At 70.7% G+C, this 21,253-nt stretch carries 19 protein-coding genes; 12 read left to right on the top strand and 7 right to left on the bottom strand.

Annotated features, from left to right (window positions below; genetic code table 11):
• Positions 1 to 237 precede the first annotated feature (237 nt).
• A complete protein-coding gene (gene gcl, locus OG413_RS34815) occupies positions 238 to 2,022 on the top strand; it encodes a glyoxylate carboligase (RefSeq protein WP_266812525.1) in 1,785 nt (594 codons plus the stop codon).
• A 544-nt stretch (positions 2,023 to 2,566) separates the two neighbouring features.
• Here gcl and OG413_RS34810 read toward each other — a convergent pair.
• The 3 genes from OG413_RS34810 to OG413_RS34800 all read right to left on the bottom strand — a co-directional run bounded on the left by OG413_RS34810 (position 2,567) and on the right by OG413_RS34800 (position 5,979).
• Positions 2,567 to 4,024 (bottom strand): catalase, encoded by a 1,458-nt coding sequence (locus OG413_RS34810; RefSeq protein ID WP_266812523.1) that lies wholly within the window; start codon positions 4,022 to 4,024, stop codon positions 2,567 to 2,569.
• 190 nt (positions 4,025 to 4,214) lie between these two features.
• Entirely contained in the window at positions 4,215 to 5,108 is an 894-nt protein-coding gene (locus tag OG413_RS34805; protein ID WP_266812521.1) for a 2-hydroxy-3-oxopropionate reductase, read from the bottom strand.
• 49 nt (positions 5,109 to 5,157) lie between these two features.
• A complete protein-coding gene (locus OG413_RS34800) occupies positions 5,158 to 5,979 on the bottom strand; it encodes a TIM barrel protein (protein ID WP_266812519.1) in 822 nt (273 codons plus the stop codon).
• Between the two features lie 219 nt (positions 5,980 to 6,198).
• Between OG413_RS34800 and OG413_RS34795 the strand changes: the two genes are divergently transcribed.
• The 9 genes from OG413_RS34795 (at position 6,199) to OG413_RS34755 (ending at position 14,850) form a co-directional block, all read left to right on the top strand.
• Entirely contained in the window at positions 6,199 to 7,380 is a 1,182-nt protein-coding gene (locus tag OG413_RS34795; protein WP_266812517.1) for a lactonase family protein, read from the top strand.
• Positions 7,381 to 7,501: 121 nt separating this feature from the next.
• Positions 7,502 to 7,741 (top strand): hypothetical protein, encoded by a 240-nt coding sequence (locus tag OG413_RS34790; RefSeq protein WP_266813273.1) that lies wholly within the window; start codon positions 7,502 to 7,504, stop codon positions 7,739 to 7,741.
• Positions 7,738 to 8,139, top strand: coding sequence for a helix-turn-helix domain-containing protein (locus OG413_RS34785; RefSeq protein ID WP_266812515.1), 402 nt, complete (start codon positions 7,738 to 7,740; stop codon positions 8,137 to 8,139). The genes OG413_RS34790 and OG413_RS34785 overlap by 4 nt, the downstream gene beginning before the upstream one ends.
• 154 nt (positions 8,140 to 8,293) lie before the next feature.
• Positions 8,294 to 8,800 carry a 2-oxo-4-hydroxy-4-carboxy-5-ureidoimidazoline decarboxylase gene (gene uraD / locus OG413_RS34780; RefSeq protein WP_266812513.1) on the top strand — a complete coding sequence of 169 codons (507 nt, stop codon included), beginning with the start codon at positions 8,294 to 8,296 and terminating at the stop codon, positions 8,798 to 8,800.
• 20 nt (positions 8,801 to 8,820) lie between these two features.
• Positions 8,821 to 9,210 (top strand): hydroxyisourate hydrolase, encoded by a 390-nt coding sequence (uraH, locus tag OG413_RS34775; RefSeq protein ID WP_266812512.1) that lies wholly within the window; start codon positions 8,821 to 8,823, stop codon positions 9,208 to 9,210.
• A 5-nt stretch (positions 9,211 to 9,215) separates the two neighbouring features.
• Positions 9,216 to 10,139, top strand: a complete 924-nt coding sequence (pucL, locus tag OG413_RS34770; protein WP_266812510.1) for a factor-independent urate hydroxylase — start codon at positions 9,216 to 9,218, stop codon at positions 10,137 to 10,139.
• 68 nt (positions 10,140 to 10,207) lie between these two features.
• Entirely contained in the window at positions 10,208 to 11,608 is a 1,401-nt protein-coding gene (locus OG413_RS34765; protein WP_266812508.1) for a nucleobase:cation symporter-2 family protein, read from the top strand.
• A gap of 45 nt (positions 11,609 to 11,653) precedes the next feature.
• Positions 11,654 to 13,042, top strand: coding sequence for an 8-oxoguanine deaminase (locus tag OG413_RS34760; protein WP_266812507.1), 1,389 nt, complete (start codon positions 11,654 to 11,656; stop codon positions 13,040 to 13,042).
• Positions 13,043 to 13,431: 389 nt separating this feature from the next.
• On the top strand, positions 13,432 to 14,850 hold the full coding sequence (locus OG413_RS34755) for a nucleobase:cation symporter-2 family protein (protein WP_266812505.1): 1,419 nt from the start codon (positions 13,432 to 13,434) through the stop codon (positions 14,848 to 14,850).
• Positions 14,851 to 15,016: 166 nt separating this feature from the next.
• On the opposite strand, the gene OG413_RS34750 is transcribed toward OG413_RS34755, so the two are convergent.
• From OG413_RS34750 to OG413_RS34740, 3 genes are all read right to left on the bottom strand, one after another.
• Positions 15,017 to 15,910 carry a chitosanase gene (locus OG413_RS34750; protein WP_266812503.1) on the bottom strand — a complete coding sequence of 298 codons (894 nt, stop codon included), beginning with the start codon at positions 15,908 to 15,910 and terminating at the stop codon, positions 15,017 to 15,019.
• A gap of 210 nt (positions 15,911 to 16,120) precedes the next feature.
• Entirely contained in the window at positions 16,121 to 16,426 is a 306-nt protein-coding gene (locus tag OG413_RS34745) for an SH3 domain-containing protein (RefSeq protein ID WP_266812502.1), read from the bottom strand.
• A gap of 202 nt (positions 16,427 to 16,628) precedes the next feature.
• Positions 16,629 to 17,387 carry a chitosanase gene (locus tag OG413_RS34740; protein ID WP_266813271.1) on the bottom strand — a complete coding sequence of 253 codons (759 nt, stop codon included), beginning with the start codon at positions 17,385 to 17,387 and terminating at the stop codon, positions 16,629 to 16,631.
• Positions 17,388 to 17,503: 116 nt separating this feature from the next.
• Between OG413_RS34740 and OG413_RS34735 the strand changes: the two genes are divergently transcribed.
• Both OG413_RS34735 and OG413_RS34730 read left to right on the top strand, forming a co-directional pair.
• A complete protein-coding gene (locus OG413_RS34735) occupies positions 17,504 to 18,187 on the top strand; it encodes an alpha/beta fold hydrolase (RefSeq protein WP_266812500.1) in 684 nt (227 codons plus the stop codon).
• 116 nt (positions 18,188 to 18,303) lie between these two features.
• The gene (locus OG413_RS34730) at positions 18,304 to 20,490 is read left to right on the top strand and encodes a hypothetical protein (RefSeq protein WP_266812498.1); all 2,187 of its coding nucleotides are present in this window, start codon (positions 18,304 to 18,306) and stop codon (positions 20,488 to 20,490) included.
• A gap of 2 nt (positions 20,491 to 20,492) precedes the next feature.
• On the opposite strand, the gene OG413_RS34725 is transcribed toward OG413_RS34730, so the two are convergent.
• On the bottom strand, positions 20,493 to 21,104 hold the full coding sequence (locus tag OG413_RS34725; RefSeq protein WP_266812496.1) for a TIGR03086 family metal-binding protein: 612 nt from the start codon (positions 21,102 to 21,104) through the stop codon (positions 20,493 to 20,495).
• Positions 21,105 to 21,253 lie beyond the last annotated feature (149 nt).

The following is a 21,253-nucleotide window of genomic DNA, read 5'->3' as shown; positions in this document are numbered from 1 at the left end:
CGGGGCCATCGCGTTCCGTGGCTCCACCGTCACGGGTCATCGTCCACCAAGAGCGAGGCCCTGGGGAGGGAATCGCCGTACTTCGTGGGGTCCGGTGGTCCCGCGCTCCCTTGACGGCTGGCGCACCGCGTCTTAGATTGCTTCCGTATAGCAGAACTAAACTTCCGTAATACGGAATTGGTGCTCTCAGGTGGCGCGACAGAGCCCGACTCCACCCAGCCCGAGCAGGAGCACTCAATGCCTCGTATGACCGCTGCCCGAGCGGCAGTTGAGATCCTCAAGCGCGAAGGCGTCAGCAACGCGTTCGGTGTGCCGGGTGCGGCGATCAACCCGTTCTACGCGGCACTCAAGGCGTCCGGTGGCATCCACCACACCCTGGCCCGCCACGTCGAGGGCGCCTCGCACATGGCGGAGGGGTACACCCGCGCCGAGGCGGGGAACATCGGCGTCTGCATCGGCACGTCGGGCCCGGCGGGCACCGACATGATCACCGGCCTGTACTCCGCCATCGCCGACTCCATCCCGATCCTCTGCATCACCGGCCAGGCCCCGACCGCGGTCCTGCACAAGGAGGACTTCCAGGCCGTCGACATCGCGTCGATCGCCAAGCCGGTCACCAAGGCCGCCACCACGGTGCTGGAGGCCGCCCAGGTCCCCGGCGTCTTCCAGCAGGCCTTCCACCTGATGCGCACGGGCCGGCCCGGCCCGGTCCTCATCGACCTGCCGATCGATGTGCAGCTCACCGAGATCGAGTTCGACCCCGAGCTGTACGAGCCGCTGCCGGTGCACAAGCCCGCCGCGACCCGCAGGCAGATCGAGCGGGCCGTCGAGATGCTGAACGCCTCCGAGCGCCCATTGCTCGTCGCGGGCGGCGGCATCATCAACGCCGACGCCTCCGCGCTCCTGGTGGAGTTCGCCGAGCTGACCGGCGTCCCGGTCGTCCCGACCCTGATGGGCTGGGGCATCCTCCCCGACGACCACGAGCTGAACGCCGGAATGGTCGGCCTCCAGACCTCGCACCGCTACGGCAACGCGAACTTCCTGGAGTCCGACTTCGTCCTCGGCATCGGCAACCGCTGGGCGAACCGCCACACCGGCAAGCTGGACGTCTACACCCGGGGCCGTACGTTCGTCCACGTCGACATCGAGCCCACCCAGCTGGGCAGGATCTTCGCCCCCGACCTCGGCATCGCCTCCGACGCCAAGGCCGCGCTGGAACTCTTCGTCGAGGTGGCACGCGAGCTGAAGGCCGCGGGCACGCTCAAGGACCGTTCGGCCTGGGCCGCCTCCACCCAGGAGCGCAGAGCCACGTTGCAGCGCCGGACCCACTTCGACAACGTGCCGCTCAAGCCGCAGCGCGTGTACGAGGAGATGAACCGGGCCTTCGGTCCCGAGACCCGTTACGTCACCACCATCGGGCTCTCCCAGATCGCCGGCGCGCAGATGCTGCACGTCTTCAAGCCGCGCCACTGGATCAACTGCGGCCAGGCCGGCCCGCTCGGCTGGACGATCCCGGCCGCATTGGGCGTCGCCACCGCGGACCCGGACGGCACCGTGGTCGCGCTCTCGGGCGACTACGACTTCCAGTTCATGCTGGAGGAGCTGGCCGTCGGCGCGCAGCACCGCATCCCGTACGTCCACGTCCTGGTGAACAACTCCTACCTGGGCCTCATCCGCCAGGCCCAGCGCAACTTCGACATCGACTTCCAGGTCAATCTGGAGTTCGAGAACCTCAACTCGCCGGAGCTCGGCGTCTACGGCGTCGACCACGTCAAGGTCGTCGAGGGCCTCGGCTGCAAGGCGATCCGGGTCACCGAGCCGGACCAGCTGCTGCCCGCCTTCGAGGAGGCGAAGAAGCTGGCCGCGGAGTTCCGGGTGCCGGTGGTCGTCGAGGCGATCCTGGAGCGGGTCACGAACATCGCGATGAGCGGTACGGACATCGCGTCGGTCAACGAGTTCGAGGACATCGCGACGGAGCCGTCCCACGCACCCACCGCGATCCGCCCCCTGACGGTGTCCTGACCACCCGGGAACCACCAGGGCCCCTCCCCCGAAACCTAGGGAAGGGGCCCTTCCTCATGCCCACAGGGATGCCCATACCCAGCCCGTCCGGCGCTTGAGGACGGAACCCGAGCCAGGACACGGGTCACCCCCAGCCCGTCCGGCGCTTGAGGACGGAACCGGTGTCCACAGCACGGGGCACCCACTCCAGCTCGGTCCGCTGATCGGACCAGGCCCCCCACCCAGCCCGTCCGGCGCTTGAGGACGGAACCCCGCGCCACGGCACGGGGGCACCACCTCCAGCCCGTCCGGCGATTGAGGACATGAGGAAAGGGCACGGAGCACGGGACGTACCCGTACTCCGTGCCCTCGACAGCACAGGCCCCGACAGGGACCGCGGCGCCGGCGATCGGCTCGGAACCCCGCCTCCTTCAGGTCAGAAGGCGGACCCCGCACCCGTCACCACCGCACTGGCATCGCTCGGCGACCGCGGCCTCGTCCTGCCCGCGCCGTGCGGACCCCTCATCCGGGTGCGCGGCGCGGGCAGGGTTCATGGGGGAGGGGCTCAGTCCTCGCGCAGGGCGCGGACGGCCTCCTCCACGCGCCTGCCGTAATCGGCGTCGGCGGCGTGGAAGTGGGCGAGGTTCTTCTCGATCACATCGTCACGGGTGACCTGCGAGAGGCCCCCGGCGATGTTGGTGACCAGCCGGTCCTTCTCGTCCTCGGACATCAGCCGGAACAGCTCGCCCGCCTGGAAGAAGTCGTCGTCCTTGGTGTGGGCGGGCGCCTCATGGGTGCCGGTCCAGCCCTGGACGGCGAGCGGGGCGGCGAACGCCGCGTCGGTCTGCGCCGGACCGTCGTACGAGTTGGGCTCGTAGTTCTTGTCGTGGCGCGAGCCGTTGCGGGTGGCCATCAGACCGTCGCGGCCGTAGTTGTCCGCGGCGCCCGTCCTGGGCGCGTTGACCGGGAGGTGGGTGTGGTTGACGCCCAGCCGGTAGCGGTGGGCGTCCGCGTAGGCGAACAGCCGGCCCTGGAGCATCTTGTCCGGGGAGGGACCGATGCCGGGCACGAAGTTGTTCGGGGAGAACGCGGCCTGCTCGACCTCGGCGAAGACGTTGTCCGGGTTGCGGTCCAGGACGAGCCGGCCGACCCGCTGGAGCGGGTAGTCGCTGTGCGGCCACACCTTGGTGAGGTCGAACGGGTTGAAGCGGTAGTCCGCGGCCTCGGCGGCCGGCATGACCTGCACATGCAGCGTCCAGGACGGGTTGATGCCGCGCTCGATGGCCTGGAGCAGGTCCGTCTGGTGCGAGTTGGCGTCCTTGCCGACGAGCTCAGCGGCCTGGTCGGCGGCGAGGGAGCGCACGCCCTGGTTGGTCTTGAAGTGGTACTTGACGAAGAAGGCTTCGCCCTGGGCGTTCGTCCACTGGTAGGTGTGCGAGCCGTAGCCGTTCATGTGACGGTACGAGGCGGGTATGCCCCGGTCGCCCATCAGCCAGGTGACCTGGTGCGTCGCCTCGGGGGCGTGCGCCCAGAAGTCCCAGACGTTGTCCGGCTCCTGCTTGCCCGTGAACGGGTCGCGCTTCTGCGAGTGGATGAAGTCGGGGAACTTGATCGGGTCCTTGATGAAGAACACCGGGGTGTTGTTGCCGACCAGGTCGTAATTGCCCTCGTCCGTATAGAACTTGAGGGCGAAGCCGCGCGGGTCGCGGACGGCGTCGGCGCCGCCCAGGGAGTCGGCCACCGTGGAAAAACGTATGAACGTCTCGGTGCGGCGGCCCACTTCGGAGAGGAAGTCGGCGCGGGTGAAGCCGGTGACGTCGTCGGTCACCTCGAAGTAGCCGTAGGCGCCGGAGCCGCGGGCGTGCACCACGCGCTCCGGGATGCGCTCACGGTTGAAGCGGGCGAGCTTCTCCAGGAGGTGCTGGTCCTGGAGGAGGATCGGTCCACCGACGCCGGCGGTGGCGGAGTTCTGGTTGTCGGCGACCGGGGCGCCTGACTCGGTCGTGAGCACACGCTTAGCCATATGTCGGGATTGACCTTCCGTACGGAGCTGCTGACGGCTTGAGGAGCGTAGGTTCGCCATGAACGACGCGTCAACAGTTTGTTGAAAGTGAAGTGTGAGGTTCCGGGCCGCGGCGGCGCCTGGGCGCGACAGGACAGGTGTCAGCGCCACCGCGACCCGGAGTTCATGGGCCCCGTGGCGGGGCCGGGTGTCAGACCTGCGAGCCGGAGAGGCGCTCGACGGAGCGCAGCAGGGCCGAGTGGTCCAGACCGCCGTCGCCCTGCGCGCGCAGGGAGGCGACCAGCTGGGCGACGACGGCGCCGACGGGCAGCGCGGCACCGACATTGCGGGCGGCGTCCGTGACGATGCCCATGTCCTTGTGGTGCAGATCGATCCGGAAGCCCGGCGCGAAGTCGCGCTTGAGGAAGTTGTCCTTCTTGCGGGTCAGTACGGTCGAACCGGCCAGTCCGCCGTTGAGGACGTCGAGCGCGGCGGCGAGGTCGACCCCGGACTTCTCCAGGAAGACCACGGCCTCGGCGCACGCCTGGATGTTGACCGCGACGATCAGCTGGTTGGCGGCCTTCACCGTCTGGCCGGACCCGTGCGGGCCGCAGAGCACGATCGTCCTGCCGAGCGCTTCGAGCAGGGGCTCGGCCGCGTCGAAGTCGGCCTTCTCGCCGCCGACCATGATCGACAGAACGGCCTCGATGGCGCCCGCCTCGCCGCCGGACACCGGGGCGTCCAGCACGCGAACTCCCTTGTCCAGGGCGTTCTTCGCGAGGTCCACGGAGGTCTGCGGGGTGATCGAGGACATGTCGATCAGCAGCGCGCCGCGCTTCGCGTTCTCCAGGATGCCCTCGGGGCCGTACGCGATGGCCTCGACCTGCGGGGAGGCGGGCACCATCGTGATGACGACATCGGCGTCCGCGACCGCGGCGGCGATCGAGGGGGCGCCCTTGCCGCCGGCCGCGACCAGGCGGTCGATCTTGTCCTGCTCCAGGGTGTACCCGGTGACGTCGTAGCCGGCCTTGACCAGGTTCTCGGACATGGGGGAGCCCATGATGCCGAGCCCGATCCACGCAACCTTGGGGAGGTTGTTGCTCATGAGGGTGCCTTCCTGGAAAACGGGTGTACGTGAGGGAGTTCGGCCGCCCCTACCGGGGGAGCCACCCGAAGGACTCGGCGCTGGGACGGTCGCCCGGCTTGTACTCCAGGCCGACCCGTCCCGCGTAACCGGCCCCGGTCAGCTCGTCGAGGAGCCGCTCCAGCGGGAGCGAGCCGGTGCCCGGCGCGCCGCGGCCCGGGTTGTCGGCGATCTGGACGTGGCCGGTCTTCCCGGCGTACGTCTTGATCACCTCGCTCAGGTCCTCGCCGTTCATCGACAGGTGGTAGAGGTCCAGCAGGAACTTCGCGTTCCCGAGGCCCGTCGCCGCGTTGACCCTGTCGACGATCTCGATCCCGGCCGGTGCGCTCACCAGCGGATAGAGCGGCGACTCCGGCTTGTTCAGGGTCTCGATCAGCAGGACCGCTCCGATCCGGTCGGCCGCGCGGGCGGCCAGCACCAGGTTCTCCAGGGCGAGTTCGTCCTGGACGGCAGGGTCCACGCCGTCGACGCGGTTGCCGTACAGCGCGTTGAGCGCGGTGCAGCCGACCGAGGCGGCGAACGCTGCCGCCACCTCGATATTGGCGCGGAAGCGGTCCGACTCGGCACCGGGCACGGAGAGCGCGCCGCGGTCGGGGCCGGGCAGCCGCCCCGCGTAGAAGTTCAGCCCCACCAGCTGGGTGCCGGCATCGTCGAGCGCCTTCTTGAGGGCATCGAGCTCCGCCTGCGGCGGGGTGGGGGTCTCGATCCAGGGCCACCACAGCTCGACCGCCGTGAAGCCCGCCGCGGCGGCTGCCGCGGGGCGCTCCAGGAGCGGGAGTTCCGTGAAGAGGATCGAAAGGTTCACATCGAAGCGCTGGTCCGGGTATCCCATGAGGGGTTCGGCGCTCCTTCCGTATTGCGGAAGTTAGTTTCTGCTTAACGGAAGATTGCCCGGCGGGTGGCGAGGCTGTCAAGGGGCTGCCCGAAATTCGGCCGGCCTGGGGCGCGCCCGGCCGGTGCGGGGGCCCCTTGCCGTCGGGGGCGGGGCGGGCCAGGGTGGCTGACGCATCCGAAGCAGCCGCCGCCACGCCCCCCCCACGAGGTGCCTCGCATGAATCACACCCCCACCAGCCGCCGCAGCCTCCTCGGAGCCATGCTCGCGGGCGCGGTCCTGTCCGCCGCCCCCTCGGCGCCCGCCCGCACCGCCGCCCAGGGCGGGCCCGCCCCCGCCGCCGCGCCGCCGGGCGCCCCGCGCGCCACCCGGCCGCTCCTCATCGGTACGTACACCTCGGCCGAGGGCGGCGGCACCGGAATCGGCACGGCCACGTACGACACCCTCACCGGGGCGATCGCCACCGGCCCCGTGATCACCGGGGTCGACAACCCCTCGTACCTCGCCGTGCACCCCTCGGGCGGCACCGTCTACGCCGTGGACGAGCAGGACCGGGGCGCCGTGACGGCCGTCGCGCTGTCGCCGGACGGCGCCCACCGGGTCCTCGGCAGCCGTGACACCGGTGGCGCCGGCCCCACCCATCTCTCCGTGCACCCCACCGGCACGTGGCTGCTCAGCGCGAACTACACCTCGGGCAGCGTCGCCGTGCATCCCCTCGCCGACGACGGTTCGATCGGCGAACGCACCGACCTCGTCACGCACACGTCGCCGCCGCCCGGACCGGGCCAGAACGGGCCGCACGCCCACCAGATCGTCACCTCGCCCGACGGCGGCCATGTCCTCGCCGTCGACCTGGGCAACGACACCGTGTACACGTACCGCCTGGACACGACCGCCGGGACTCTCGCCGAGGTCTCCCGCGCGGCGCTGAAACCGGGGGCAGGACCGCGCCACCTCGCCTTCCATCCGGGCGGCCGCTTCGCCTACCTGGCCTGCGAGCTGGACAACACCGCCGTCGTCTGCGGATACGACCCGGTCACCGGCACCCTCACCCCTGGAACCGGCCAGACCACCGGGACCGGCCCCGGGACCAGCTATCCGGCGCAGCTCCTGGTCACCGCCGACGGCGCCTTCGCCTACCTGGCCAACCGGGGCCACAACAGCCTCACCCGCTACGCCGTCGAGCAGGACGGGGCGGCGCTCCGGCTGCTGGACACCGTGCCCGTCGGCGGCGACTTCCCCCGCCAGATCGCCTTCTCCCCGGACGGCGCCCTGCTCTTCGCCGCCAACCAGCGCTCGTCCACCGTCACCGTCTTCCGGGTGGACCGGGCCGACGGCGCTCTGAGCGGCGCGGGCGGTCCGGTGGCGGCCCCGGTCGCGGTCTGCGTGCTGCCGCTCTGATGCCGCCGGTGACCGCCCGCCCGGCCGGTCACCAGCGGGTTATGGTCATGGCCGAGCCGCGCAGGAGTACGTCGGCGGCGAGCACACGCGAGGACATCAGGGAGGCACAGTGCGCTTGAGGGTGGAGTTCACCACCGAGCCCTTCGATCTCGACGAGGCGCCCGCTCACGCGGTGGTGGCCCGTGAGGTCATCCAGACCGCCGAACTCGACGCCGTGGACGTCGGCCCGTTCGGGAACACGGCCGAAGGGGGAGCGGACCGGGTGCTCACCGCGGTGGACTCCCTGCTGCGCAAGGCCCTGGCCTCGGGCGCCACCCGGGTCTCGCTCCAGGTCAATGTGATCGGGGAGGACGCGCAGTGACCACATCGGCGGACCGCCCGCCTCTGGACCCGGTGGATCACCCCCTGATCGCCGCGGTGAAGCCGCTCGTCGACGCCATGGGCGCCGAGCTGCTGGGGCCCGAGCAGGCGCAGACCGACGATGTGGTGCTGGCCTGGGAGGGGCGGGACGTCATCGCTGTACGTCTGCCCCAGCTCTCCGACTCGCTCGACCACATCCTCGCCGCGATGGAACGGCGGCACGGGATGCCGCTCGCCGACCTGGACCGTCGGACGAAGCAGTCCGTCGTACGAGCTCTGGAGGCACGCGGTGCCTTCTCCGTGCGGCATGGGGTGGAGACCGTGGCGGGCGCCCTGGGGGTCAGCCGCTTCACGGTCTACAACTACCTGAATAGGGAAAATGCCGCCAAGGGTGAGTAGTTGAGCGAACGCCGAGGAAGGCCGCCGTCCGGATGCCGGACGGCGGCTTTCTTCGTTCGCGATATTTCAACAAAGTGTTGACGTGATGTTGTCGAGGGCGTTAGCTATCCGCAGCCCGTACAACGCACAGCGAAAAACAGCCACGGAGGCTCCCGTGACTTCGAGCTCCATACCGGGCCTGGCCCGGTTCAACACCCTGGCGGACAGCGAGGCCACCGCCGCGCTGCACGATGTGTGCGCCAGTGCCGTCTGGGGGAGGGTCATCCTCTCCCGGCGCCCGTACGCCACAGCCGACGCCCTTTTCGCCGCGAGCGACGCCGCCATGGCCGAGCTCACCGCCGCGGATCTGGCCGAGGCGATGGCCGGTCACCCGCCGATCGGCCGCCCGGAGCCCGGGGATCCGACCTCCTCCCGCGAACAGCGGGGGATGGCCGGCGCCTCCGAGGAGCTCAAGACCGAGATGCTCGAACTGAACCTGGCCTACCAGGAACGCTTCGGACATGTCTTCCTGATCTGCGCCACCGGTGCCACCGGTGAACAGATGCGCGACGCGGTCAGGACCCGGATCGGGAACCCGCCCGAGCGGGAGCGTGAGAACGTGCGCACCGAGCTGGGCAAGATCAACCGCATCCGGCTGACCCGTCTCGTACAGGACTCTTGAGAACAAGGAGAGTGACGGTCTTGAGTACCGACACCACCGCATCGGTGTCCACGCACATCCTGGACACCAGCATCGGCCGTCCGGCCGCCTCCGTCGCCGTATCCCTCGCCGCCCGCAGTGGCGCCGACGCGGAGTACGTGACGCTCGGCGCGTCCGCCACCGATGCCGACGGGCGCTGCAAGGACCTGCCGGCACCGCCGGAGGGCACCACCCACGTACGTCTCGTATTCGACACCGAGGCGTACTTCTCCAAGAAGCAAGCCGAGGCGCAGCAGGACGCCCCCCGCGTAAGGGACAGCGGTGCGTTCTTCCCGGAGGTGGCGATCGCGTTCGCCGTCGTGCCGGGCGAGCACTATCACGTACCGCTGCTGCTCAACCCGTTCGGCTACTCCGTTTACCGAGGGAGCTAGCAGACATGCCCACGATTCTCGGCCAGAACCAGTACGGCAAAGCAGAGAACCGCGTCGTCAGGATCACGCGGGACGGCGACACCCACCACATCAAGGACCTGAACGTCTCGGTCGCCCTTTCCGGCGACATGGACGATGTGCACTACTCCGGCTCCAACGCCCATGTCCTGCCGACCGACACCACCAAGAACACGGTGTACGCGTTCGCCAAGGAGCACGGCATAGAGTCCGCCGAACAGTTCGGCATCCACCTCGCCCGGCACTTCGTGACCTCGCAGGGTCCGATCAAGGTCGCGCGGATCAGGATCGAGGAGTACGCCTGGGAGCGCATCGCGACCTCCGACGGCAACTCCCGGTTCATCGGCGCCGACGAGGTCAAGCACTCCTTCGTCCGCAAGGGCCAGGAGACCCGCACCACCCAGATCACCTACGACGGTGAGAACTGGGAGATCATCTCGGGTCTCAAGGACCTCACGGTGATGAACTCGACCAATTCCGAGTTCTGGGGCTACGTCAAGGACCAGTACACGACGCTCAAGGAGGCGTACGACCGCATCCTCGCGACCGAGGTGTCCGCCAAGTGGCGGTACAACTGGACCGGCGACGACCAGCGGATGCCGAACTGGGAGAAGTCCTACGAGCAGGCGCGCAAGCACATGCTCCAGGCCTTCGCCGAGACGTACTCCCTCTCCCTCCAGCAGACCCTGTACCAGATGGGTTCGCGCATCATCAACAGCCGCAGCGAGATCGACGAGATCCGCTTCTCGCTGCCCAACAAGCACCACTTCCTGGTGGACCTGCAGCCGTTCGGCCTCAAGAACGAGAACGAGGTCTACTTCGCGGCGGACCGGCCGTACGGCCTGATCGAGGCCACCGTGCTCCGGGACGGCATAGCGCCGAAGATCCCGGTCGACATGACCAACCTCTGACGCGGAACTGAGCCCGCCCCTGCCCGCCCACAGCCGGGCGGGGGCGGGACGTCCCGGAGGGAACACCCATGGCACAGCCTGCAACGGGGCCGGCAGAAGGCCCATGTTCCGCCCCACCGACCGCTGCCGGTAAGGCAGTTCACCCGGTGGACGAGAAGCTTCCCCCCTCGCGGCTCGTCCCCGCCGCGCTCCAGCACATCGCCGCCATGTACGCGGGCGTCGTCACCCCTCCACTGATCATCGGCCAGGCCGTCGGCCTGGACCCGGCCGGTATGACCCGGCTGATCGCGGCGAGTCTCCTCATCGCCGGACTCGCCACCGTCCTGCAGACCCTCGGCATCGGAGCCTTCGCCGGAAACCGGCTGCCGTTCGTCAACGCCGCCTCCTCCGCCGGGATCGCGCCGATGCTCGCCATCGCCGAGACCAGCGCCCCCGGACACCAACTCCCCGCGATCTACGGGGCGGTGCTCGTCGCCGGAGTCTTCTGCCTGGCCGTCGGCCCGTTCTTCGGAAGGCTCCTGCGGTTCTTCCCGCCGCTCGTCACCGGCGTCGTCATCACCCTCATCGGCGTCACCCTGATGCCGGTACCCGTCGCCTGGGCGCAGGGCGGCGACAAGAACGCCGCCGACTTCGGCGCCATGAAGTATCTGGCCCTCGCCGCCTTCACCCTGACCGTCATCCTGCTCATCCAGCGCTTCGGACGCGGCTTCCTCAAACAAGTCGCCCTGCTCGTGGGCCTGTTGGTCGGCACCCTGGCGGCGATCCCGTTCGGACTCGCCGACTTCTCCGCGCTGAAGTCCGCGCCGCTCGCCGCCCTCCCCACCCCCTTCGCCTTCGGGGCCCCCGAGTTCCGGCCCGCCGCGATCCTCTCCCTGTGCATCGTCATGCTGGTGCTGATGACGGAGTCCTCCGCAGGCATGCTCGCGCTCGGCGAGATCTGCGAGCGGCGCACCGACGGCCGCACCATCACCCGCGGACTGCGCACCGACGGCATCGCCACCCTCCTCGGCCCCGTCTTCGGAGGCTTTCCGACCAGCGCCTTCGCGCAGAACGTCGGCGTCGTCTCGCTGACCGGGGTGCGCAGCCGCTATGTCGTCGCGACGGCGGGCGGTGCCCTGCTCGTCCTGGGCGCCTTCCCCGTACTCGGCGCGGTCGTCTCGCTCGTCCCGATGCCCGTACTCGGCGGCGCCGGCATCGTCCTGTTCGGCTCGATCGCGGTGAGCGGCATCCGTACGCTCTCCGAAGCCGGTCTCGACGACAGCTCCAACATCATCCTGGTCGCGGTGGCGCTCGGCGCGGGCATCATCCCGCTCGCCGCGCCCGCCTTCTACGCGGGATTCCCCTCCTGGGCGCAGACCGTGCTCGGCTCCGGAATCAGTGCCGGAGCACTGGTCGCGGTCCTGCTCAACCTGTTCTTCCACCATCTCGGCACCCACAGCCGCAGCGCTGTGGCACTCAAATCCTCCTAGGGTCCTGCCGTGCCCACATCGCCGATGAGAGAAGAAGGAAGCATCATGGCAGCTTCGGCAGGCCCTCAGCGCATCGTCATCGAGAACTGTTCGATCGCGACCGTCGACGCCCACGACACCGAATACGCCTCGGGGTACATCGTCGTGGCGGGCAACCGCATCGAGTCCATCGGCGCGGGCAGGGCGCCGGAGGGTCTCGCCGACGTCGTGCGCCGCGTCGACGGCACCGGACATCTCGTGACGCCCGGACTGGTCAACACCCACCACCACTTCTACCAGTGGATCACCCGCGGCCTGGCGACCGACCACAACCTCTTCGACTGGCTCGTCGCGCTGTACCCGACCTGGGCGCGCATCGACGAGCCGATGGCCCGCGCCGCCGCGCAGGGGTCCCTCGCGATGATGGCCAGGGGCGGTGTCACCACCGCGATGGACCATCACTACGTCTACCCCGAGGGCTCCGGCGACCTCTCCGGCGCCATCATCGGCGCCGCCCGCGACATGGGCGTACGGTTCACCCTCGCCCGCGGCTCCATGGACCGCAGCGAGAAGGACGGCGGGCTGCCGCCGGACTTCGCGGTCGAGACCCTGGAGGGCGCGCTCACCGCCACCGAGGCGACCATCGACGCGCACCACGACGCCTCGTTCGACTCGATGACCCAGGTCGCCGTCGCACCCTGCTCGCCGTTCTCCGTGTCGACCGAACTGATGCGCCGGGGAGCCGAGTTGGCCCGCCGTCGCGGCGTACGGCTGCACACCCACGGTTCGGAGACCGTCGAGGAGGAGCAGTTCTGCAAGGAACTGTTCGGGATGGGCCCGACCGACTACTTCGAGTCGACCGGCTGGCTCGGCGACGACGTGTGGATGGCGCACTGCGTCCACATGAACGACTCCGACATCGCCGCCTTCGCCCGTACGGGAACGGGCGTCGCCCACTGCCCGTCCTCCAACGCCCGCCTCGCCGCGGGCATCGCCCGGGTCCCCGACATGCTCGCCGCGGGCGTCCCGGTCGGCCTCGGCGTCGACGGCACCGCCTCCAACGAGTCCGGCGAACTCCACACCGAGCTGCGCAACGCCCTGCTCATCAACCGCCTCGGCGCCCACCGCGAGAAGGCCCTGAACGCCCGTCAGGCACTGCGCCTGGGTACGTACGGTGGCGCCCAGGTCCTGGGCAGGGCCGGTCAGATCGGCTCGCTGGAGGTCGGCAAGCTGGCCGACCTGGTGCTCTGGAAGCTGGACACCCTGGCCCACGCCTCCATCGCCGACCCGGTGACCGCGCTCGTCTTCGGAGCCGCGGCTCCCGTCACCCTCTCCCTCGTCGACGGCAGGCCGGTCGTCGAGGGCAACCACCTCATCACGGTGGACGAGGACACGATCGCCCGCGCCACCCGCGACGAGGCCGGGCGCCTCGCGCGGATCGCCGCCGGAGCCTGACGCTCCGCGGAATCCCCCGACCGGCCGGCCGAGGGGGACGGCCCTCGGCCGGCCGCCGTGGACCCGAGCGGGGTCCACGGCACCCGGTCCGCGGGGCGCACACCCGAATGCGTGCGCCCCGCGGACCGGTGATGAGCGCTGCCCGCACGACCCCGGTACACCTCCGCCGCACCCCCCCATGAGCGCCCGCACCCTCGGCAACGCCCGCACCGGGCGTGAGGGTCGCACCACCTGTAGAGCCGCACCACCTGTGCAGAGCCGCACCACCTGTAGAGCCGCACCACCTGTGCAGAGCCGCACCACCTGTAGAGCCGCACCACCGCACCACGTCGCCCCACCTCCCTGACACCCACGTCCCCGCCGACGTGTACCCGACTGGAGGAACCGCTGTGGCCGCCAAGCCCAGGTTTCGCAAGGACGCAGTCGCAGGACCCGACCGGAAGCACCCGGTCGACGAGAAACTCCCCCCTCTGAAGATGTTCACCAGCGGCCTCCAGCACGTGGCCGCGATGTACGCCGGAGTGGTGGCCCCGCCCATGATCGTGGGGCCCGCCGTGGGTCTCAGCGCCAAGGAGACCGCCTTCCTGATGGGGGCGAGCCTGTTCACCGCCGGCATAGCCACCCTCCTGCAGACCCTCGGCTTCTGGCGCATCGGCGCCCGGCTGCCGTTCGTCAACGGCGTCTCCTTCGCCGGGGTGACCCCGATGGTGGCGATAGGCAAGGACCGCGGTCACGACGGGATCGCCGTGATCTTCGGCGCGATCATCGTCGCGAGCGTGCTCGGCTTCGTCATCGCCCCGTACTTCGGCAAGTTGGTCAGGTTCTTCCCGCCCGTCGTCACCGGCACCGTCATCACCCTGATCGGTGTCTCGCTGCTGCCGGTCGCCTTCAACTGGTCCCAGGGCGGCAACGCCACGGCCGACGACTACGGTTCGATGACCAACATCACCATGGCCGCGGCCACCCTCCTGATCGTGCTGGCGCTGCGCAAACTGCTGCGCGGATTCCTCCAGCAGATCGCGATCCTGCTCGGCCTGGTCATCGGGACCCTGATCGCCATCCCCGTCGGCATCACCGACTTCGGCGCCATCAAGGAAGCCGAACTGGTGGGATTCCCCACGCCGTTCCACTTCGGCGCCCCGCAGTTCGAGATCGCGGCGATCATCTCGATGTGCATCGTCATGCTGGTCTGCATGACCGAGTCCACCGCGGACATGCTGGCCCTCGGGAAGATCGTCGGCCGTCCGGCGGACGAGCGGACCATCGAGGGCGGTCTGCGCGCCGACACCCTGGGCAGCGCCATCAGCCCACTGTTCAACGGTTTCATGTGCAGCGCCTTCGCCCAGAACATCGGCCTGGTCGCGATGACCAAGGTCCGCAGCCGGTTCGTCGTCGCCGCGGGCGGCGGCATCCTCGTCGTGCTCGGCCTGGTCCCGGTCGCCGCATCCGTCATCGCGCTGGTTCCGCTGCCGGTGCTCGGCGGCGCGGGCATCGTCCTGTTCGGCTCGGTCGCGGCGAGCGGCATCCAGACGCTGGCCACCGCCGCGCTGGAGAAGGGCGAGAACGCGCTGATCGTGGCCGCCGCCGTGGGCATCGGCCTGATACCGATCGCCGCGCCGCGGTTCTACCACTCGTTCCCCAAGGACCTGCTGGTCGTCCTGGACTCGGGCATCTCCACCGGATGCGTCGTGGCGATCCTGCTCAACCTGGCCTTCAACCACCTGGGCCGCAGGCCCGAGGGGATGGAGGAAGAGACCAGGAGCGGTGAGCACGTGGTCCCCGCGGCGGCCGGGGCGGGCGTCCACTGAGCGACCGGTGGAGCACTGTGGCGCGTAGGGCGGCCCTCGCGGGGGTCGCCGTACGCGCCACAGGTGTTGACGACGGGGGCGGCGGAGGTCCGGTCCCGTCAGGTCAGGTTCCGTCAGGTCCGGCGCGGGTCCCGTCCGGTCCCGTCAGGTCCGGTGCGGTTGCCGGTCAGCCGATGTGGAAGCTGTCCCCGTACACCTTCCAGTCGAGCGGCGGGTCGAGGTTGACGTTGCCCTTCTTCAGGAAGACGCGCTGGGCGGTGTCGACCCGGCTGGTGTCCGAGTGGGCCTCCTCCTGCTGCATCGCCCAGACCCGGGCGTCGAGGAAGGCGTTGAGGTACGTCGTCTCGTTGCCGCCCTGCGACGGTGGCTTGGCCTTCGAGAGGGCCCGCTTGCGGATGGAGCTGAAACTGGTGCTGTCGGAGCCGTCGCCGTGCATCACGATGGCGTCGTAGTACGTGAACTGGCCCAGCGTGCCGATGCCGTCGGCCTTGCCCTGCTTGACCGCCGGGTTGAAGTACACGCGGTCGCGCTCGTCGTTCTGCGCCTGCTTGAACGCCGAGTCGGACGCCGCCTTCACCCAGTCCTTGGTGAAGTTCGGGTCGAGACCGGAGTGCGAGGGAGTGCCGTCCACCTTGCGCAGGGCGGGCAGGTACTTCGCCAGGACGTTGCCCGGCACGCGCTGGGTGTACAGCTCGACCAGGTCGAGCATGTCGCCGGTGCCGGAACAGAAGCCGATGATGCCCGCCGTGTAGCCGCGGTCGTCGTCGATGTCCTCGATGTACTTGTACTGCGACTTCCAGTCCAGCGAGGAGTTCTCCGCACTGGAGACCAGCTGCATGGCGATCTCCTTCTTCGCCGGATCGTCGAGCCCGCTCGCGGCGGCCTTCAGCGGCTGAGCGGCCTGCGCGGGCCGGTCGGCCGAAGGCTGCGCGGGGGCGTCGCCCGCGTGGGCGGCGACAGGGATGGCGGTGAGAGCCAGCCCGAGCGCCACGGCGGCGATGCCGACGGGGCGGGTGAGCCGAGTGGTGCGACGTGCGGTGCCGAGGTGGGGGTTGTGCACCTGTCCTCCAGGGGAGTTCGCCGTTCCGGAGTTCTGTTAGGAAGCTTTACTATCAGGGTGATAGGTGTGCCGTACACCCCTTCGGCACAAGTGAGTTGAGAGCCGGGCGGCTTCACGGGGAGCCATCCGCGCGGCCCTGGGGAGTCCGGACACGGAAAGGCCCCGCGCCGCGCGGAGAGCGCGCGGTGCGGGGCCGGTGGCGGACCGCGCTCAGCAGTTGAGATAGGCCACGTGGATCCAGACGCCGGTCGGTCCACCCCACAGGTCACCCATGACCCAGCTGCCTTCCTGGCCACGGACGTTGATGTTCTGGCCCCGGTTCACCGTGCCGAGCACCGCGTAGCCCGTCCCCGGACCGCCGCGGAAGTTCACCCCGTTGTCGTTGACCGTGCACACCTGCGGCGGTGCCTGGACGGACGGCGCGGTCCGGACGGCGGCGGGGACGCTCACGGCCTGGGCGGAGGGGCTCGCGGCCAGGCCGAGGCCCGCACCCAGGACCATTGCGGTCAGCAACATCTTCTTCAGCATCCTGTACTCATCCTGACGCTCCGGGGCGCACCCGTGCGCGCGCCTCCGGCCCCCTCAACGGGACGGCGTGCCCGGGGGTCACGGGTGGACGCGTCACACGCGCGGTCGGAAGAACACACAGGTCATCCGGTGCCGCAACCGGCGTGCGCGATCGCCGGGCAGCTGCTCCGCGTGCCTGGTGGTCAGGGGTTCAGCCGCCGTCGACGCGGTAGCTGTCGCCGTAGACCTTCCACCGCAACGGTGTCTCCAGCTGAAGTTTGCCTTCGCGTACGAACACCCGCTGGGCGGTCTCCACCCGGCTGGTGTCGCTGTGGGCGGCCTCCTTGCGCATGGCCGCCACCCGCGCGTCGAGGAAGGCGTCCAGATACGCCTTCTCGTCGCCGCCCTTCGAGGGCGGCCGGGCCGTCGAGAGCGCCCTTCGGCGGATCGTGGTGAAGCCGTCCTCGCCGTCGGTGTCACCGGCGCCGTGCATCACATAGGCGTCGTAGTAGATGAACTGCCCCAGCGCACCGAGCCCGTCGTCCCGCGCCCGCTCCACCGCCGGGTCGAAGTACGCGCGATCGCGCTCCACGTCCTGCGCCGCTCGGAACTCCTGGTCGTCGGCCGCCTTCGCCCAGGCTACGGTGAACGGCCGCCCCAGCCCCGCGTGCGAGGCGCTGCCCTCCACCGTGCGCAGCGCGGGCAGGAACCGCGCCAGCGGATTTCCGGGGCGCGCCGCCGTGTACCGCTCCACGACGTCCCGCAGGTCGCCGGTCCCGGAACAGAAGCCGATGATGCCCGCCGTGTAGCCGCGGCCGTCGTCTATGTCCTCGATGTACGCGTACTGCGCCCGCCAGTCCAGCGAGGAGTTCTCGGCGCTGGAGACCAGTTGCATGGCGATCCGTTTCTTCGCCGGATCACGGAGCCCGGCGTCCTCGGTGGCCGCCTCCGATCCGGTGCAGCCGGTCAGGACAGCGGTCGCCAGGAGGGGGGCGAGCAGGGTGCGGAGTATGCGTTTCACGTGCCGAGCCTGCCAGGCCGGGGGCTGGGCGCCGGAGGGTGCCCCGCGGCTGTAGCGTCTGGGGCATGGAAGATCAGTCTGTTGTGGATGTCGGCGATGTGCGGCTGGCGTACCGGACCTGGGGTGACCCGTTCGGCTCGCCGGTCGTCCTGCTGCACGGGCTCGGCGGCTCCGCCGCGAACTGGGAGGCGACCGGGAGCCTGCTCGGCGAGGAGTGGCGGGTGTTCGCCCTGGATCTGCGCGGGCACGGGGAGAGCGACTGGCCGGACGAGTACGGCCTGGACCTGATGCGGGACGACGTGCTCGGTTTCCTGGACGAGCTGGAGCTCGACCGGGTCGGCCTGGTCGGTCACGGCATGGGCGGGGTCGTCGCCCAGCTGCTGGCCGAGGAGCACTCCGACCGGGTGGAGCGGCTGGTGCTGGTGGAGACCCCCGCACCGTGGCCGGGCGATCCGGGACCGGTCGGGCGCCCCGAGGGGCCCGTGGACTACGACGAGAACGCGGTGCCCGCCGTCCGGGCCCAGGTGGCCGACCCGGACCCGGAGTGGGCGGAGGGCCTCGGCGAGATCGTCGCGCCGACGATGCTCATCTCGGGCGGCCCGGAGAGCGCGATGCCGCAGGAGCGCCTGCCCGACATGGCGTCCCTGATCCCGGACTGCCGGCTGATCACGGTCCCGGGCGGCCACCGGGTGCACGAGACCCGGGCCGACCAGGTCGCCCAGCAGATCACCGAGTTCTTCACGAGCTGACCCGGCCGGTCCGCCGGTCCCACGCGTCGACCGGCCGGCCCCGCGCCGGTCCGGTGGCGTGTGCCGGGGGCCGGAGGCACGGGGCGTTGTCAGTCCCCGGTGCCATGATCGGCGCCATGGATCTCGTACCGTTCTTCGACGACGTCGACGCGCAGCCCTGGGCCGTCTATCAGCACGCGTACGGCAGCGCCGCCGATGTGCCCGACTGCCTGCGGGCGCTCGCGGGGGACGACAAGGACGAGGCGGACGAAGCGCTCGGCGAGCTGTACGCGAGCATCCTCCACCAGGGCTCGGTGTACGAGGCGTCCGCGAAGGCGGTGCCGTTCCTGGCCCGGCTGGCCGCCGGGGGCATACGTACGGCGGACCTGCTGGCCCTCCTCGGCGGTATCGCGGAGGGCGGGACGGAATTCGACGACGACGGCGGCGATGGGGTGGGCGAGAGCGACGAGGCAGCCTGTCGCCGTGCCGTCGTCGCCCAGCTTCCCCTGCTGCTCGACTCGGCCGCCTCCGATGTTCCCGACGTACGGCAGTGCGCCGTCTGGGCCGCCGCGATGACCGGGGCGGCCGGGCGGGTGCTGCCGGTGCTCCGCGAACGGGCAGCCGTGGAGGAGGTCCCGCTCGTACGCGCCGAACTGCTCTCGGCCCTGGCGCATCTGGACCCGGCGGGAACGGTCGCCGCGGCGACGGAGGCGATCGGCCCGGACCACCCGGGGGAGCTGCGGATCGCGGCACTGCTGGCCTGCGTGGACGCCGGACTGCCCTGGGACCGGAGCCACCACGGGGCGATGCTGTCCCTGCTCCCCGCCGACGGGCTCGTCACGGAACGGCTCGACCAGTACCGCGGCGAACCCCTGCACCACATCACCGAGTCCCTGCTGCTCCGGGACACGGACGAGGACCGGGACGCGGTTTTCGCCCTGCTCGGCGCCGCGCTGGACAGTGAGTCGCCCGAGGCGTGCGGCGAAGCGGTGGGGGCGGCGGAGGCCGCCTGTCAGCTCTCCCGCAGCGCGTCGCACCGGCTGGCCGCGCCCCTGCTCGCCCTGGCCACGGGCCCCCGGGCCGCTCATGTCCCGGCCGTGCTGCCCGCCCTGAAGCTGCTCGGCGCACGCGCCGCTCCCGCGACCGCGATGCTGGCCGGGCTCGCGGCGGGCGAAGGCGATCCGGCCGACCGTGCCCTCGAAGTCCTGGTCGCGGTGGATCCGGAACGGGCCGCGCCGCTCCTCGCCCGGAATCCGGCGGAGCGGCCGCGCGCACTCGGTGCGGCATGCGGCGGATCCTTCGGGGCCGCACCGGTCCTGCCGTACGACCCCGAACTGCTCGCGTCGCTCCGCCAGTGGCTCGGCACGCTGGAGCCCGGCGGCAACGGCCCGTTCCGGCTCGCGGCACTGCTGGAGTCCTGGGGCGCGGACGCTGCCGGGGCCGTACCCGAACTGTGCGCCGCACTGCCCGGGTTCCCGCAGCTGGTGCCCAAGGTGCTGGTCGCGGTCTGCCCGCCCGAACGCCGGGAGGATGTGGCTGAGCTGCTGCGTACGGCGGCCCGCTCCGGCCCGGTGGAGGACCGCTTCGAAGCCGCGCGGGCCCTGCACGCACTGACGGGGGAGGACGCTCCGCTGCTGACCGCCGTGGCCGACCGGCTCGCGGAGGACCGCAACGGGATACGCGAGGCCGCGGTCGCCGCCGCCGGGCTGGGACCGGCCGCCGCAGGGCTCGTTCCGGCGCTGCGGGCCGCGTTCAACGCCCCCGACGCGCACCGCAACATCCCCGAGATGCAGGCGGACATCGACATCGCCGCCGCCCTGCACCGCATCACCGGCGACCTGACGGAAGCCGTGCCGGTGCTGGCCGGGGTGCTCACGGATACCGAAATGACCTGGACCCGCTGGGCGTTCGTCCACGCGACGAGGATTGCCGCCGGGCTCGGCCCGGGTGCGGCGGGCGGGCCGCTCGTTCCCGTGCTGGAGGCGCTGCTCGCGGATCCGGAGCAGGTGCCGGGTGCGGTGCTCGCCCTGCTCGCCATCGCCCCCGGGAGGCTCGACGCGCACCGGGCGGCAGGTCTGCTGCTGGACGCGGCGGAGTGCGGAACCGCCCCGGCCGAGGCCCTGGAGGCACTGGTCGCCCTCGGACCGGAGGCCGTCGGGGAGGACGCCCGTGCGCGGCTGGCCCGGCTGGCCGAACAGGACCTGAGGCTGAGGGTGTCCGGAACGCTCAGCGCGGTCACCGCCGACGAGCGGGTGCGTGAGCAGGCCCGTGCGGCGGTGCGGGTGCTGGGCGACGCGGCGGCGGGGTCCGTGACGACCGGCTGACGTCAGTCCTCCGGCCGCCGGTCCGGCTGCCAGTCGGGGCGGCGGCCACTGAGCGCGATCACCCGGTCCAGGAGCGGAGCGTCGGCCGGTACGGGGACCGGCGGGCCGAAGATCGCTCCGGCGTCCGGGGTGTTCTGCAGGGGCGTCAGCATCGCCTCGCAGGAGCGCAGATCGGCCTCGTCCGCCCGGTACGGCTGACCGGTCGACCGGGCCAGGTCCCAGCCGTGGACGATCAGCTCGTTGAGCGCGACCGCGGCGGCCACCGGGGCGGGCAGGTCCACGCCGCCCGCCCGCGTCATGCCCTCCCAGGCGGCGGGCGAGCGCCAGGCGGCCACCAGCTCGTCGAGCAGCGGCGGCAGCACCTCGCGCCAGTCGTCGCCGAGCACCAAAGGCACCGTTCCGGGAGAGACACCGGTGCTCGGCCCGAGATCCTTGCGTGCCGCGTCACGGAAGGCGGTCGTCAGCCCGACCACATGGGCGAGCAGTTCCCGTACGGCGTAGTCGGGGCAGGGGGTCGGTCCGGCCAGCCTGCGGTCCTCGATGGAGTCGAGCAGTGCGGCGATCTGCCGGGCGGCCGGTTCGAGATCGAGGGCGGGGGCGGTACTGCTGTCCATGAACACACCGTTCCGACTGTCCGGGGCCGTGAAACTCGTCGCCCTCAACCGTCCCCGGAACTCATCGTCCTCAACCGTCCCGTTCGCTGTTCCACCTGGAGCGGTGCACACCGGCACATTGCGGAACGTTCCTCTCCACCCCCTTGTCG

The organism is Streptomyces sp. NBC_01433, assembly GCF_026340105.1.
GTDB lineage: Bacteria > Actinomycetota > Actinomycetes > Streptomycetales > Streptomycetaceae > Streptomyces.
Note: the sequence above shows the minus strand (reverse complement) of the source record. Positions and strands in the feature narration are given on the sequence as shown.